Origin of the sequence: Salinibaculum rarum (genome assembly GCF_030505615.1) — an archaeon.
Classification (GTDB): Archaea; Halobacteriota; Halobacteria; order Halobacteriales; family Haloarculaceae; genus Salinibaculum; species Salinibaculum rarum.
In genome coordinates this window covers 775500-789074 of the sequence record NZ_CP129992.1, presented here as the reverse complement: position 1 = coordinate 789074, position 13575 = coordinate 775500, and the positions used below count along the sequence as shown (strand labels likewise).

The 13575-nt window shown below is 62.4% G+C and carries 15 protein-coding genes; 7 read left to right on the top strand and 8 right to left on the bottom strand.

Annotation, left to right across the window (positions count from 1 at the left end):
- Nucleotides 1–31 precede the first annotated feature (31 nt).
- Entirely contained in the window at nt 32–2539 is a 2508-nt protein-coding gene (locus QYL91_RS04310; protein WP_302082148.1) for a DEAD/DEAH box helicase, read from the top strand.
- Here the strand turns inward: QYL91_RS04310 and QYL91_RS04305 are convergent, their stop codons facing one another.
- Entirely contained in the window at nt 2540–3226 is a 687-nt protein-coding gene (locus QYL91_RS04305; RefSeq protein ID WP_302082147.1) for an Sjogren's syndrome/scleroderma autoantigen 1 family protein, read from the bottom strand.
- Between the two features lie 124 nt (nt 3227–3350).
- On the opposite strand from QYL91_RS04305, the gene mdh reads away from it, so the two are divergent.
- The 3 genes from mdh (at nt 3351) to QYL91_RS04290 (ending at nt 4855) form a co-directional block, all read left to right on the top strand.
- Nucleotides 3351–4265 (top strand): malate dehydrogenase, encoded by a 915-nt coding sequence (gene mdh, locus QYL91_RS04300; RefSeq protein ID WP_302082146.1) that lies wholly within the window; start codon nt 3351–3353, stop codon nt 4263–4265.
- 114 nt (nt 4266–4379) lie between these two features.
- Entirely contained in the window at nt 4380–4601 is a 222-nt protein-coding gene (locus QYL91_RS04295) for a DUF8028 family protein (RefSeq protein ID WP_302082145.1), read from the top strand.
- 2 nt (nt 4602–4603) lie between these two features.
- Nucleotides 4604–4855, top strand: coding sequence for a DUF7123 family protein (locus tag QYL91_RS04290; protein WP_302082144.1), 252 nt, complete (start codon nt 4604–4606; stop codon nt 4853–4855).
- 6 nt (nt 4856–4861) lie between these two features.
- On the opposite strand, the gene QYL91_RS04285 is transcribed toward QYL91_RS04290, so the two are convergent.
- Genes QYL91_RS04285 through QYL91_RS04275 form a run of 3 tightly spaced genes read right to left on the bottom strand, consistent with a single transcriptional unit; the run spans nt 4862 to nt 6622 of the window.
- Nucleotides 4862–5584: an OapC/ArvC family zinc-ribbon domain-containing protein gene (locus tag QYL91_RS04285; RefSeq protein ID WP_302082143.1), complete on the bottom strand. Its 723-nt coding sequence runs from the start codon at nt 5582–5584 to the stop codon at nt 4862–4864.
- A gap of 2 nt (nt 5585–5586) precedes the next feature.
- Complete coding sequence (locus QYL91_RS04280) at nt 5587–5970, bottom strand: DUF2073 domain-containing protein (RefSeq protein ID WP_302082142.1); 384 nt, start codon at nt 5968–5970, stop codon at nt 5587–5589.
- Between the two features lie 4 nt (nt 5971–5974).
- Nucleotides 5975–6622: an Era-like GTP-binding protein gene (locus QYL91_RS04275; protein ID WP_302082141.1), complete on the bottom strand. Its 648-nt coding sequence runs from the start codon at nt 6620–6622 to the stop codon at nt 5975–5977.
- Nucleotides 6623–7724: 1102 nt separating this feature from the next.
- On the opposite strand from QYL91_RS04275, the gene QYL91_RS04270 reads away from it, so the two are divergent.
- Nucleotides 7725–9290: a Cdc6/Cdc18 family protein gene (locus QYL91_RS04270; RefSeq protein ID WP_302082140.1), complete on the top strand. Its 1566-nt coding sequence runs from the start codon at nt 7725–7727 to the stop codon at nt 9288–9290.
- Between the two features lie 201 nt (nt 9291–9491).
- On the opposite strand, the gene QYL91_RS04265 is transcribed toward QYL91_RS04270, so the two are convergent.
- A complete protein-coding gene (locus QYL91_RS04265; RefSeq protein ID WP_369685613.1) occupies nt 9492–10292 on the bottom strand; it encodes a S24/S26 family peptidase in 801 nt (266 codons plus the stop codon).
- 81 nt (nt 10293–10373) lie between these two features.
- Here QYL91_RS04265 and QYL91_RS04260 point away from each other — a divergent pair, with 81 nt between their 5' ends.
- The gene (locus QYL91_RS04260; protein WP_302082139.1) at nt 10374–11951 is read left to right on the top strand and encodes a DNA-directed DNA polymerase II small subunit; all 1578 of its coding nucleotides are present in this window, start codon (nt 10374–10376) and stop codon (nt 11949–11951) included.
- Here the strand turns inward: QYL91_RS04260 and QYL91_RS04255 are convergent, their stop codons facing one another.
- The 3 genes from QYL91_RS04255 to serB form a co-directional block, all read right to left on the bottom strand.
- Nucleotides 11952–12215: a type II toxin-antitoxin system RelE family toxin gene (locus tag QYL91_RS04255; protein WP_302082138.1), complete on the bottom strand. Its 264-nt coding sequence runs from the start codon at nt 12213–12215 to the stop codon at nt 11952–11954. It abuts the gene before it with no gap.
- Nucleotides 12212–12490, bottom strand: a complete 279-nt coding sequence (locus QYL91_RS04250) for a ribbon-helix-helix domain-containing protein (RefSeq protein ID WP_302082137.1) — start codon at nt 12488–12490, stop codon at nt 12212–12214. The genes QYL91_RS04255 and QYL91_RS04250 overlap by 4 nt, the downstream gene beginning before the upstream one ends.
- A gap of 167 nt (nt 12491–12657) precedes the next feature.
- Nucleotides 12658–13293, bottom strand: coding sequence for a phosphoserine phosphatase SerB (gene serB, locus QYL91_RS04245; RefSeq protein ID WP_302082136.1), 636 nt, complete (start codon nt 13291–13293; stop codon nt 12658–12660).
- 95 nt (nt 13294–13388) lie between these two features.
- Here serB and QYL91_RS04240 point away from each other — a divergent pair, with 95 nt between their 5' ends.
- Nucleotides 13389–13574: a hypothetical protein gene (locus tag QYL91_RS04240; RefSeq protein ID WP_302082135.1), complete on the top strand. Its 186-nt coding sequence runs from the start codon at nt 13389–13391 to the stop codon at nt 13572–13574.
- The last annotated feature ends 1 nt before the right edge of the window (nt 13575 follow it).

Here is a 13575-nt window from a genome sequence, read left to right as displayed (position 1 = left end):
CTTAACCCCAATCACGAGCAAAGAGGGGTAAATGGCGACGACAGAGGCCGACGCTATCGACTGGCCCTTCCTCACCGAGGGGTTGCTGGAACACCGGGAATATCAGTTCCGGCTCGCCGAGGCCGCCCTGGGCGACCACACGCTCGTCTGTCTCCCGACCGGTCTCGGCAAGACCACCGTCAGCCTCCTCGTCACCGCCCAGCGCCTCCACGACGTGGGCGGCAAGTCACTGTTGCTCGCCCCCACCAAACCGCTCGTCTCCCAGCACGCCGACTTCTACCGGGAGGCACTCGACGAAGTGCCCGACGACGAAATCGTCGTCTTCACCGGCGAGGTCCGCCCCGCCAAGCGCGCGGACCTCTGGGACGAATCCCGTGTCGTCATCGCTACGCCGCAGGTCGTCGAGAACGACCTCATCGGCAATCGCATCTCGCTTTCGCGAGTGACCCACTGCACGTTCGACGAATGTCACCGCGCGACCGGCGACTACGCCTACAACTACATCGCAGAACGCTACCACGAAGACGCCGAAGAGCCCCTCGTGACGGGGATGAGCGCCTCCCCCGGCGACGACGAGGAGGCCATCCTCCAGGTCTGTGAGAACCTCGGCATCCACGAGGTCGAGGTGATGACCGAGGCCGACGCCGACGTAGCCGAACACACCCACGAGACGACCGTCGACTGGGAGCGCGTAGAGCTCCCGGAGACCGTCGAGGACATCCGGGACGGCATCAACGAGGTGATTCGGGAGCGGCTCACCCAGCTGAAGAAACTCGGCGTGACGAACAAGACAAGCCCTGACGTGTCCGAACGGGAGATTCAGAAGATACAGGGCCAGCTCCGGGACCTGATGAACAACGACCAGTCGGAGGGCTACGAGGGGATGAGCATGCTCGCCGAGGTGCGGAAGCTCCGGACGGCGGTCACGTACGTCGAAACACAGAGCGTCGAGTCGTTCCGGCGGTACATGGAGCGCCAGAAGGAGGCCGCCCGCTCCTCGGGAGCGTCGAAAGCCGACCAGCGGATGGTCTCGGAACCCAGAGTCCGCGAGGCCGTGCGAAAGGCCGAGGCGTACGACGATTTGCACCCGAAGTTCCGGCGGACGCGGATGCTCATCGCCGAGACGCTGGGCATCAACGACGGCGAGCGGGTCATCGTCTTCACCGAATCCCGAGACACCGCCGAGACGCTGGTGGACTTCCTGAGTGGGCATTTCACGACCGAGAAGTTCGTCGGCCAGTCGGACACTGAGGGCAGCGAGGGGATGACCCAGACCCAGCAACAGGAGACGCTAGACGAATTCCGGGCCGGCGAGTTCGAGGTGCTGGTCTCGACCAGCGTCGCCGAGGAAGGGCTGGACGTGCCCGAGGTGGACCTGGTGCTGTTCTACGAACCGGTGCCGACTGCCATCCGCTCTATCCAGCGGAAGGGCCGAACCGGCCGCCAGACCGAAGGTGCGGTGACAGTGTTGCTGGCCGAGGATACTCGCGACGAGGCGTACTTCTGGAAGGCCCGCCGAGACGAAAAGCAGATGGAAAAGCAGTTGCGCGGCCTGAAAGACGTGGCCGGCGAAATCGAGGGGGAACTCCACGACCAGCCAGGCCTCGACGCCTACGAGGACGGCGAGTCAGAGGGAGACGAGGGGGCGAGCGCCGGCGAGACAGTAGTCTCGGACACTGCCGACGATAGTAGGTCTGCGCCCACTGCCGACGGCGAAGACGAATCTGCCAGCGATGGAGACCAGGGCGACGGTGACGGCCAGGCTGGACTTGACGCCTTTGCCGGCGGCAGCGGGGAGACTGCTGGTGATACCGACAGTTCGGCCGACGACAGTAGAAACAGCGACACCGAGGACGACGGCGTCGTCGCCGAGGCGGGCACCGACGACGGGGTCGAGTTAGTCGTCGACCAGCGGGAACTGGATTCGACTATCGCACGCGACCTCTCGAAACGGGACGGAATCGAGACGCGACTGGAGACACTGGAAGTCGGCGACTACGTGCTCTCGGACCGGGTGGTCGTCGAGCGCAAGACCGTCGCTGACTTTCTGGACACGCTGACCGGCGGCGACCGCTCGCTGTTCGAGCAGGTCGGCGACGACGCCCGCCACTACGCCCGGCCCGTCGTCGTCATCGAGGGTGAGGACCTCTACGGCCAGCGCAACGTCCACCCAAAGGCAATCCACGGTGCGCTCGCGTCCCTCGCCGTGGATTTCGGTGCCAGCATCCTGCGTACCAGCGGCCAGTCGGAGACAGCGGACCTTCTGGAAGTCATCGCCGAGCGCGAACAGGAGGAGGACGACCGCGAGGTGAGCGTCCACGGCGAGAAACAGTCGAAGACGCTGACCGAACAACAGGAGTACGTCGTCGCCTCGATTGCCGAGGTCGGACCGGTGACCGCTCGCTCGCTGCTCGAGGAGTTTGGCAGCGTCGAAGCGGTGATGACCGCCGACGAGGAGGCCCTCACGGAAGCCGACGGGGTGGGAGCGGTCACCGCCGAGCGCATCCGGGAGGTCACCGGGAGTTCCTACCAGGGGTAGTTACTGGCGAAGCGCCGCGAGCGTTTCGGCGGCCTCGCGTGCGGCCGCGAGATACTCCTGAGCCTGGCGCGGGTCGTCGGTCGCTTCGGCCTGTTCGCTAAACCGGGTCAGCGTCCGGACCAGTGAGGCGCGGGCAGCCGAAACGTCGTCGCTCCCACTGGGGTCGACACTGGGGACTTCGCGCGTGCGCTCTGGTTGCTGAGACGGCTGTCTGGCGGTGGCTGACGTGTCGGGCTGGCGCTGCTTGGGGGACTGCTGTTGGGGTTGTCGCTGCTCGGTTCCGGACTGGTCTGACTGCGCCGCGCTGGCCGGCTGTCCAGTCTGGGACGGCTGGTCGTCGGCGGCCGCCGGGTCGTCCTGTGCGTTCTCGCCGCCGAAGGCGACACGGGACTCGTTGTCGGGCGTGGCGACTTCGATGTTCTCCCCGTCGTCGTCGCCCGCTTCGGCCTCACCGTCCTCGCTTTCCTCGCCCGTGTCACGGTCGACGGCTTTCTCACAGGAGGCACAGAACTCCTGGCCGTCGTAGCGGAAGATGGGGTCGCCACAGTCCGAGCAGTGGGCGTTTGTCATCGTCGCCCCCTGGAGGAGGAGTTCACTCATCTGTTCGGTCGCTTCGCGCTCTTGTTGCTCCTGTTCGTACTTCTCTCGGAGCTTCTCGCGCTCGGCTTCCTTGTCGAAATCGCTCATACACGAACGAAGACAGTCCGCGTGAATAGGAGTTGTGGGTCCCCACGGACCGGGCCGTTTGCGTCCCGTGGGACGTATCGGTTCCGACAATCTTAACGTACGTCCGTCGGCACTTCCATGTGATATGGCAAAAGTAAGCATCATCGGTGCGGCGGGCACCGTCGGCGCAGCAGCCGGATACAGCATCGCACTGCAGGACGTCGTCGACGAACTCGTCTTTGTCGACATCCCCGACCAAGAAGACGTCACCGTCGGCCAGGCTGCCGACGCCAACCACGGCATCGCGTACGATTCGAACACCCGCGTCCGCCAGGGCACATACGAGGAGACGGCCGGCTCGGACGTCGTCGTCATCACGGCCGGCATCCCGCGCCAGCCGGGTCAGACCCGTATCGACCTCGCCGGTGACAACGCACCCATCATGGAGGATATCCAGTCGTCGATCGACGAGCACAACGACGACTACGTCTCGATTACCACGTCGAACCCGGTCGACCTCCTGAACCGCCACCTCTACGAGGCCGGCGACCGCTCGCGCGAGCAGGTCATCGGCTTCGGCGGCCGCCTCGACTCCGCACGATTCCGCTATGTCCTCTCCGAGCGCTTCGACGTCCCCGTCCAGAACGTCGACGCCACCATCCTCGGCGAACACGGCGACGCGCAGGTCCCGGTCTTCTCGAAGCTCCGCGTCGACGGCAAGGACCTCCAATTCGACGACGACGACAAAGCGGAGATTCTCGAAGACCTCCAGCAGTCCGCGATGAACGTCATCGAGCGAAAGGGCGCGACCGAGTGGGGCCCCGCACAGGGTGTCGCGCACATGGTTAACGCCGTCCTCAACGACACCGGCGAAGTGCTGCCCGGGTCGGTCAAGCTCCAGGGCGAATACGGCCACGACGACGTCGCCTTCGGCGTGCCGGTCAAACTCGGCGCGAACGGCGTCGAAGAAATCGTCGAGTGGGACCTCGACGAGTTCGAGCAAGAGCAGATGCAGGAAGCTGCCGACAAGCTCGCCGAGCAGTACGAGAAGATTAGCTAAACCGGCGTCTCACTCCCTCGAAATTTTTCTTGATGCTCCGGACAGTGCCTGCTCAAACAGCTGTTTGAGTCTCCGCGAGGTCCTTTATCCCGGGAGTCGACACTCCGAGTAGGCATGAGCCGCCGACCGGTCTCTCTCCCCCGCCGAACGGAACTGCCCGCAAGGAGCCTCGTGAGCGGGCTCCGCCGAGTTGCCTTCTGGGCGGCCGTCGTCCTCCCGCTGGCGTATCTCCCCCTCCTGTCCAGTCCCGTCGACGACACCCAGTTGCTCGTTTTCGTCGCGCTCGCTACCCTCAACGTCGTCTGCCTGTTCATCGGACACGACTACTCGCGATAACAATGTGTGCTCAGACTGCCCCACGACGGACAGACCTGCCCGAGAAAGCCAGCCCGCTCGTCGAGTACCTCCGCGGTCGCGTCCGAACTGACGGAGCAATCTACATCAAGAGTCGGGTCATCGCCGAGGAGATACCGCTCTCCTCGAAGGAAATCGGTTCGTTCATGAAACGGCTCGAAGGGGATAGAACGGAGCTGTCAGTCGAAGCCTGGAGTTACACGAACGGGACGACGTGGCGCGTCTCGCGAGCTTAGCGACGGTCAGTCCTCCCAGCGTTCCGGGACCTGAATCGTGTACTTGCCGTCTTCCTGGAGCGCGATGATGTACTCCTCGCGGTCGTACAGTTCCATCAGGTTGAGTTCGTATTTGCCGGGGTCTAACACCTTGATGGACTCGAACTGGTCGTTGAGTTCGTCGCGCAGTTCCGAGAGGTCCGGCCGGTCGTGGTCGTCCGACGCGCCGGCCTCGGCGGCCGCAGTCGTCCCGTCGCTGTCGTCGTCGATGACCGGCGTCGGTCGGTCCGTCGTCGCCGGCGCTTCGGGTGCGGGCGGGAGTTCGTCTTTCGAGACGACGTCGCTCCGTGCGCTCGCCTGCGCGGTGTCTTCCGAGGACGCCGGGTCAGGAGCCTCTGCCGATGGGTCAGGTTCCGGTGACGGCGTGGCCGTCTCCGTCGAGGCGGATGCGGTATCCGCAGTGGCAGACGCTTCCTCGGCCGGCGACGGCTCGTCGGCCGACCCCGGCGGTGACGGGTTGGAGCCGACAAGGTCACGGACAGCTGTGGCGGCGTTGCCGACGGTTCGTGCGACGGAGCTGTCGACCGGCGGTTCCGGGGGCTCCGGCGGCTCCTCGGTCGGCGACTCTGTCTCGGTCGCACCCGACGGCTTGTACTGAAACTTGTTGCCGCCGCAGTCGGGACAGCCAGAGAGCATCTCCTGGGAGCCGTCGTCGAACGTGCGGCCACAGTCTGTACACTGGTGTGGCATCCTTACTTGCGAGAGACGAGCGTCTGGATGAGCGTTTCGTCCTTGTGGAGTGTCTCGATCTGGTTCGCCGGCCCGATGACGGTGAGTTTCTTCGTCGACTCTTTGCCCATCAGCCGGTCGAGGAAACTCGCGTCGGCGGTCTCCGAGCGCGGGTGCGTCTCGATTTCGATGCCGTTGAACTCGTCCGGGCTGATTTCGGTCATCGTCACTTCGATGAGGCGTGACTCCTCGTCGGGCGAGAGGCCCTCCTCCAGGATGACGATGTTGCCCTCGCGGACGCCGTCCAGAATCATCCGGATTTTCTCCATCGATGTGAGCCCGTCCATGCGCTCGGCGCTGATGAGGTCGATTTGAACGCCGTCGCCGGGGTCTTTTACTTCAGCCATACTATCACCCGAAGTACTCCGCGATTTTGTCGTACACTTCGTCCATGTTGTCTCCTTCGAGCGCCGAGAGCGGTATCGTCTCGTGTTGCGGGAACGCGTTTCGGATGCGCTGGACGCTCGAGTCTTCTTTGTCTATCTTGTTCGCGAGAATCAACACGGGAAGGTCCTGACTCTCGATGATGCCGATGAGCATCGTGTTGACCTGCGTGAAGGGGTCAGTCGTCGAGTCCAACACGTAGATGACGCCGTCGACGTCCTCCCGGAGCCAGTGCATGGCTTCGGCGACGCCCTCGGTGGCCTCACGAGACCGACGGACAGCGTCGTCTTTCTCCATGTCGTGTTCCAGGAACTCGGTGTAGTCGACCTTCGTCGTGACACCCGGCGTGTCGACGATGTCGATAGTCACCGTCGAGCCGTCACGCTCGATTTCGACGTTCTCCTTCCTGCGTGCGCGTCGTGTTTCGTGTGGAACGTGACTCTCCGGTCCGACAGCGTCACCGTGTTCGGTCCAGTCACGCGCGATTCGGTTGGCGAGTGTGGTCTTCCCAGCGTTTGGCGGACCGTAGATACCGATCCGCTTCGACTCCTCTTCGGCGAACAGCGTCGATGCAGCCCGTGCGATCGATGATTTGAGATTTGTAAGCAGTCCCATCCGTATCCTCCCGGCCCCAGAGATGGGGCTTAGACGAAAGAGTCGGCCGTACTCACTTAAGACTACGTCAGACATATATAATAAATCCGATATCTGCAGGAGAAGGCGTGGTGCGGGCACGGACGGGCATTTCTTTCGTGTCGAAACGGAGTGACGGGCACAAACCACACGACGAAGTGGCGACGAAGTGATTTCTTGAGAACGGTTCCACTAGAAGCGGAGGGTGTGTCGGTCACGAGAGGGGATGCGAGGGGACAGAATGAGCGAGCGGGTGAGCGCACCGAAGGGGTGGCAAACCAGTTGGGACGAAGAGTTGAGTCTCTCCCTTGCCCCCCACCCCTTCGTTTCAACTGGAACCGAACAACCCCCGGACCCACTTGCGAGGAGCGTCTGCGGGGAGAGTCTGAACAAAGAGAGAAACCACACGACTGCACCGGGACGAATCGTCTCTAGACATTTATCCAGAGACTAGACTAGTTAATTAATGTCTCTAGAAAATGTTGTTTATTCTTTTCTGCTACGGGTATGGTTTAACAGTATGTGTATTAAATCTTTCCTATACTAGCTGTAGACAGTCTCCGGTGCTACCCCACCTCCTCTTCCTGGTCGTTCCACCCGAAACGAAGGGGTGGGGGGGTCTGGTGGAGGCAACTCCACATTCCAGAGCTGTATCCCTTTCCGGGTCCGATCGGGGGTATTCGTGTCTCTCGGTACCTCTTTTCACCTTTGAGTTGTTACCAATCCCCACGACTCCCGAAAAGCACCCCATCCCTCGTTTCGGATGCATCGACCAGAAACCGACATCGCACTGTTCGCTGTCCGTCCGCTCGATCCTGTTCCTCACTCCACCTTCCCTAGTCTCTTTTCTCCTCCCCTCTCCACCTCTCCATCTCACGACTCCTTCCGTTTTTCAGTACGACTACTGTGACACTTCTTCACAATCGAAATCTTTAATACTTTCTCAACCACGGGTTCTGGTGGTTCAACTGCACACGCGCCTACTACCAGAACACGCGAAAACGTCATCTCTGGTCCTTGAACGGCAGAATTCCGGGCGCGCGGCGCGGGTCTCCACACGAAATGAAGGGGTCCGACTTCGACAATGACAGACACAAATGATTCATCTGAATCGACCGAGGACGTCGATTCACAACGGGCAGACACCGGTGTCGACCTCACCGACACAGACTCTGGTTCGGACGAGGACGACAGACGCTCCACGCCAGGTCCCGACCTCGACGAGGTACTCCTGGACGATGTCGAGAGCGACAACCCGGACGAAGCATCACAGGGTCTGTTCGACGACCTCCTGAGCGGCCAGCCCATCTTCGAGAACAAGGAGGTGCTCCGGCCATCGTACACCCCGCGGAAGCTCCCCCACCGTGAAGAGCAGATAAACAACATGGCGACGATTCTCGTGACCGCGCTCCGGGGGGATACGCCCTCGAACATCCTCATCTACGGGAAAACCGGGACGGGAAAGACCGCCAGCGCGAAGTTCGTCAGCGACGAACTCGAATCGACCTCCCAGAAATACGAGGTTCCCTGTGAAGTCGAGTACATCAACTGCGAGGTGACCGACACCCAGTACCGCGTACTCGCCCAGCTCGCGAACAAGTTCATCGACGAGAACGAGGCGGTCATCGCCGAGGAAATCGAGGAACTCGAGGACCTGCGTGACCGCGCACGCACGGACCCGGACGTACTCGCGGACTCCGAATTTACGAGCGTCCCCGACATCGAAGCGGAAATCGAGAGCCTGGAGGACGAACGCGACTCCTTCGACGACGTGCCGATGACCGGGTGGCCGACCGACCGCGTCTACAGTTCCTTTTTCGACGCCGTCGACCACCGCGAACGCGTCGTCGTCATCATGCTCGACGAGATCGACAAACTCGTCGAAAAATCCGGAGACGACACCCTCTATAACCTCTCCCGGATGAACTCCGAACTCGAAAACTCGCGTGTCTCTATCATGGGTATCTCGAACGACCTGAAGTTCACCGACTTCCTGGACCCGCGGGTCAAGTCGAGCCTCGGCGAGGAGGAAATCGTCTTCCCGCCATACGACGCCAACCAACTCCGGGACATCCTCGAACACCGCGCGGACGTGGCGTTCAAGGAGGAGGCACTGACCGACGATGTGATTCCGCTGTGTGCGGCCTTCGCTGCACAGGAACACGGGGACGCCCGCCGGGCGCTTGACCTCCTGCGGACCGCCGGCGAACTCGCCGAGCGCGACCAGACCGACGTGGTCGAGGAAGACCACGTCCGACAGGCCCAGGAGAAAATCGAACTCGACCGCGTGGTCGAAGTCGTCCGGACGCTCCCCCAGCAGTCGAAAATCGTCCTCTTTGCCATCATCCTCCTGGAGAAACAGGGGGTCCACAACGTCAACACCGGTGAGGCCTTTAACATCTACAAGCGACTCTGTGAGGAAATCGACGCCGACGTCCTCACACAGCGCCGGGTCACCGACCTCATCAGCGAACTCGACATGCTCGGTATCGTCAACGCCGCCGTCGTCTCGAAGGGACGGTACGGCCGGACGAAAGAAATCTCGCTGTCCGTTCCAATCGACGAGACCGAAGCGGTCCTCCTCTCTGACTCCCGACTCGGCGACATCGAGGACGCCCAGCCGTTCGTCCAGGCGCGCTTCGATAACTGAGACGCTCTCTCCTTGCTGCAACCTCCGGCTGCCCGGCAGCTGGCAACCAAAACGTTCGACCCGAATTTTCACCTCGATATTGACACGATTTCGACTATGACAGCCGAGGCCGACGACGAACCTTCGGCAGAGGACGAACAGTCGGGCAAACTGGACAAGATAATCGACGTGGTTCTCGAACTCGTCGACCTGGTGTAGCTCTCACTGCGTCGCGAGTCGAACCCATCCCAGTCCGGGAATCCGGACTTCGGCGGTGCCGACGACCCACGCCGGTTTGACGGGGCCGGTCTGTGCGCCGCCCCGGCCGGCCTGGTCGTAGAGGCCGTTGTTGTCGCCTTTGGTGATGAACCCGTCGTGGGGTGCAGGGCAGTTTCGCAGCCCGGTATCGCTGGACGGGTCCCTGTCGGCCTCACAGGCGTCTGCCCCGCCGACGTAGTCGGGGTCCGCACGGTCGTACCAGTTTTCGCCTTCCTCGACCCAGAACATCGCGCGGTGGATTATGGGCGTCCGGTCGCTGTTCCCGTCGGGTGCAAAGACGATGACGTCGCCCTGCTGGCCGAACTTCCGGTAGTCGGTGTCGCCCTGGGCGGTGACGACCCCAGTCTCTGCGTGTGCGTTCTCACCGGGGAAGCGCTCTTCGTCCATCACGAACACGAGGTCGTTGACCTCCATGTTGGGAACCATACTCTCGCTTTCGACGGCGACCAGCGGGGGCCAGACGCCGCTGACGGCAAAGAGATAGGCGCCGATGACCATCACCGCCACGACGCTGCTGACCAGGTCGTAGGCGAACAACTGCCACTCGCTTGTGGCCTCGTCGCGCTCGCCCGCCCGCGTGGGCGGTGGGCCCCCTGATTTCTCCGAGTGCCACCGGTCGGGTCGGGTCGCGGCGACTTCGTCGTCGGACGATTCCGTGCCCGGCACTGAACTGTCGGAACTGGAGCGGCGACCAGCCCCGTCGTCTCCGTCGCTATCGTCGGGGCCGTCTCCAGGGAAACTCATCGTGTCCTCTTGTGCCAGACTTCGCTTGAATGTTCTGGATAGGTCCGCTATCCTTTTGCTCGTCCCGTGCCAGTCTCCGTTGTGCCTCTGGAGACGCCGGCCCACGTCGTCAGCGAACTCGCGAGCCGCGGCTACAACGCCGAACGCGAGGCGGTCACGCTGCTGGCGAACACGAAAGACCCCGATGCCGCCATCGAGCGCGCAGTGGAAGCGGCCCCCGACGATGCGGTCAAACTCTCCACCGACCACGCGAAGTCTATCCTCGAAGAAGGAACGCTGTCAGGCGGTTCTGTCGACGAACAACTCGCTCACGAACGCTCGAAGACCGCCACTGAGAACGACACACACGACCCCTCTGTTTCGACTGCAACTGACCCCACAAAATCGACAAACGGTGCTGGTGGGACTCCAGTCGAAACAGGGGGGTCTACAGTCCGGGACATCGACGCCGAACTGCGCTCGCTCGAAGTCGCGGGCGACATGACGGGCCAGTCGACGGGAACCGGTGAGTACCGCGATTTCGTCGCGGTCTTCCGGGACCGCTACGAGCGACTGTCCGGGCAGCTCCGCGGGCGTGTCAATCACCGGCCGACGGACACGCTGGAATCGATGGCGCCCAACAGCGACGCGGCCATCGTGGGGATGGTGTCGGACATCCGCTCGACGGCCAGCGGTCACTGGCTGGTCGAGCTCGAAGACACCAACGGGACCTTCCCGGCGCTGGTGATGAAAGACCGGGCCTTCGCCTCGCAGGTCCAGGAACTCCTCCACGACGAGGTCATCGCCATCGAGGGGACACTTGCCGACGACGGTGGCATCCTCTTTGCAGACTCGATTCACTTTCCGGACGTCCCCCGGACGTACAGCCCCTCGACGGCCGACCGCCACGTTCAGGCGGCGCTTATCTCGGACGTCCACGTCGGCAGCCAGGAGTTCATGGCCGACGCCTGGCACCGCTTTACCGACTGGCTCCACACCGAGGAGGCAGAAACAGTCGAGTATCTCCTCCTCGCCGGCGACATGGTCGAGGGCGTCGGCGTCTACCCCGACCAGGACGAGGAACTGGACATCATCGACATCTACGACCAGTACGAGGCGTTCTCGGAGTATCTGAAGGAGGTGCCCGGTGACATGGAAATCGTGATGATTCCGGGCAACCACGACGCCGTCCGTCTCGCCGAACCCCAGCCGGCCTTCGACGAGGAGCTCCGGGAGCTGATGTCGGCCCACGACGCCCGCATCGTCTCGAATCCCTCGACGGTGACAATCGAGGGCGTCTCGGTGCTGATGTACCACGGCGTCTCCTTGGACGAGGTCATCGCGGAGCTCCCCGACGAGAAGGCAAACTACGACGAGCCACACAAGGCGATGTACCAGCTGCTCAAGAAGCGCCACGTCGCGCCGCAGTACGGTGGCCACACCCGACTCGCCCCCGAAAACCAGGATTACCTGGTGATGGACGAGGTGCCCGACATCTTCCACGCCGGGCACGTCCACAAACTCGGCTACGGCAAGTACCACAACGTCCTCACCATCAACTCGGGGTGTTGGCAGGCCCAGACGGACTTCCAGAAGAGCGTCAACATCGACCCCGACGCCGGCTTTGCGCCGATTGTCGACCTCGATACGCTGGATTTGACGATTCGGAAGTTCGTCTGATTACGGTGGCAGGTGTCTATCGTAGACGTTCCGTCGGTGGCCGACGGCTTCGACGATGATAGTATCCTCTTTTTTGTCCCATGTCAGAATTGCCCGATAGTCACCAGCCCGTAGCTTGTAGTATGGCCATCCGGACAGCCGTTCGAGGCGGTGTTCGGTAAAGTCCGTCGCTTCGTCGACCTTGTTCATGACTCGGTCTGCGGTCTCGGTTTCGAGCGTCTCGAGGTGGTCCAGTGCTCGTTCGGTGTATCGGACCTCGGTCATTCGTCGTCGAGACCGAGCCGCTTGCGCGCTTCGTCGGCCGAGACAGTCTCACCACGTTCACGCTGCTTTCGACTGCGTTCGAGGTCAGCTAGTATTTCCTCAGATAACTCTGCCGACGGCTCTACCCAGTCCCGGAGTGCATCACGAATCGCCTCCGAACGGGACGCATACCCCCGTCGACTGTACTCTTCGTCGATTTCGCGGAGCAGTTCCGACGGAACCCGGACGTTGATTTTTTCCATCCGGTCGTCCCCGTTGTCGGTGTCGGTGCTCATATCGTGTGATACGTCTGTATCACACAAGTATTTTCTGTCGCGGCAGGTCGACGTCTGAGTCGTTACCGGCGGGTCAGCGGCTTCTCGCGGGTATATTTACGGTGAAACGTACATATCCAGTCCTATCGCGCCAGCGGCGCTCGGCGAGTCGTCGACAGGTCGTTTCCTTAGAGGACGCCTTCCTCGGAAAGGACTTCTTCCAGTTCTGCCATCGTTTTCACGATGACCTCACACGACGGCGCGACGTTGGGTTTCGGGTCGAAGCCCACGGAGAGGCCGGCAACTTCCAGCATCGGGAGGTCGTTCGCGCCGTCGCCGACGGCGATGGTGTCCGCGCGGCCCTCGCCGACAACCGCGGTCAGGACTTCGAGTGCGTCGTCTTTTGTCCCCTCGATGAGCGGCCCCTCCACGTCTCCGGTCAGTGCGTCGTCGCCGACCGGCAGGCGATTGGCGACGATGGCGTCGACCTCGACGCCCTCTTTTTCGAGTGCAGCGGCGACGCCGCGCTCGAACCCGCCAGTGAGGATGGCGACGTAGACGCCGGCCTCGCGCAGCGCCTTGATGACGTCGGCCGCGCCGGGGCGGAGTACGACCTGGTCGAAGGCCGCCTGTGCTTTCTCGTCGTCGAGTCCCTCAAGCAGTGCACACCGCTGGCGGAGACTCTCGGCGTACTCGATTTCGTCGTTCATCGCCCGCTCGGTGATTTCGTCCATCTGGTCGGCAACCCCACACTGGTCGCCGAGCAACACGGTCATCTCTGAATCCGAAAGCGTCCCGTCGAAGTCGAAGGCAACGACTGTCATGCCAGCCGATTTGCGGCCGGGAAAGTCAAACCCCCTGATTTCCACTCGAACACGACAGCGAACAGTATATTCCGGTGGCGGCCGAACGCCGCCCAATGGCAGACGCAAACGGCCGTTCCTTTCGGCAGACGCTCCTCGGGTCGGCGATTGCGGGTATCGTCGCCGTCGTCGTTCTCACGGGGTTGTCGACGCTGAACGTCGGGTCGGACCTCGTCCAGTTCGGGATTGCACTCTTGCTCGGTGTCATCGCCGCGCAACTGTACGAAGCAAATCGCGGATAAC

Coding starts and splice junctions, on each gene's coding strand:
- QYL91_RS04310 (WP_302082148.1), top strand. CDS start 32: ATGGCGACGACAGAGGCCGACGCTATCGACTGGCCCTTCCTCACCGAG.
- QYL91_RS04305 (WP_302082147.1), bottom strand. CDS start 3,226: ATGAGCGATTTCGACAAGGAAGCCGAGCGCGAGAAGCTCCGAGAGAAG.
- mdh (WP_302082146.1), top strand. CDS start 3,351: ATGGCAAAAGTAAGCATCATCGGTGCGGCGGGCACCGTCGGCGCAGCA.
- QYL91_RS04295 (WP_302082145.1), top strand. CDS start 4,380: ATGAGCCGCCGACCGGTCTCTCTCCCCCGCCGAACGGAACTGCCCGCA.
- QYL91_RS04290 (WP_302082144.1), top strand. CDS start 4,604: ATGTGTGCTCAGACTGCCCCACGACGGACAGACCTGCCCGAGAAAGCC.
- QYL91_RS04285 (WP_302082143.1), bottom strand. CDS start 5,584: ATGCCACACCAGTGTACAGACTGTGGCCGCACGTTCGACGACGGCTCC.
- QYL91_RS04280 (WP_302082142.1), bottom strand. CDS start 5,970: ATGGCTGAAGTAAAAGACCCCGGCGACGGCGTTCAAATCGACCTCATC.
- QYL91_RS04275 (WP_302082141.1), bottom strand. CDS start 6,622: ATGGGACTGCTTACAAATCTCAAATCATCGATCGCACGGGCTGCATCG.
- QYL91_RS04270 (WP_302082140.1), top strand. CDS start 7,725: ATGACAGACACAAATGATTCATCTGAATCGACCGAGGACGTCGATTCA.
- QYL91_RS04265 (WP_369685613.1), bottom strand. CDS start 10,292: ATGAGTTTCCCTGGAGACGGCCCCGACGATAGCGACGGAGACGACGGG.
- QYL91_RS04255 (WP_302082138.1), bottom strand. CDS start 12,215: ATGACCGAGGTCCGATACACCGAACGAGCACTGGACCACCTCGAGACG.
- QYL91_RS04250 (WP_302082137.1), bottom strand. CDS start 12,490: ATGAGCACCGACACCGACAACGGGGACGACCGGATGGAAAAAATCAAC.
- serB (WP_302082136.1), bottom strand. CDS start 13,293: ATGACAGTCGTTGCCTTCGACTTCGACGGGACGCTTTCGGATTCAGAG.
- QYL91_RS04240 (WP_302082135.1), top strand. CDS start 13,389: ATGGCAGACGCAAACGGCCGTTCCTTTCGGCAGACGCTCCTCGGGTCG.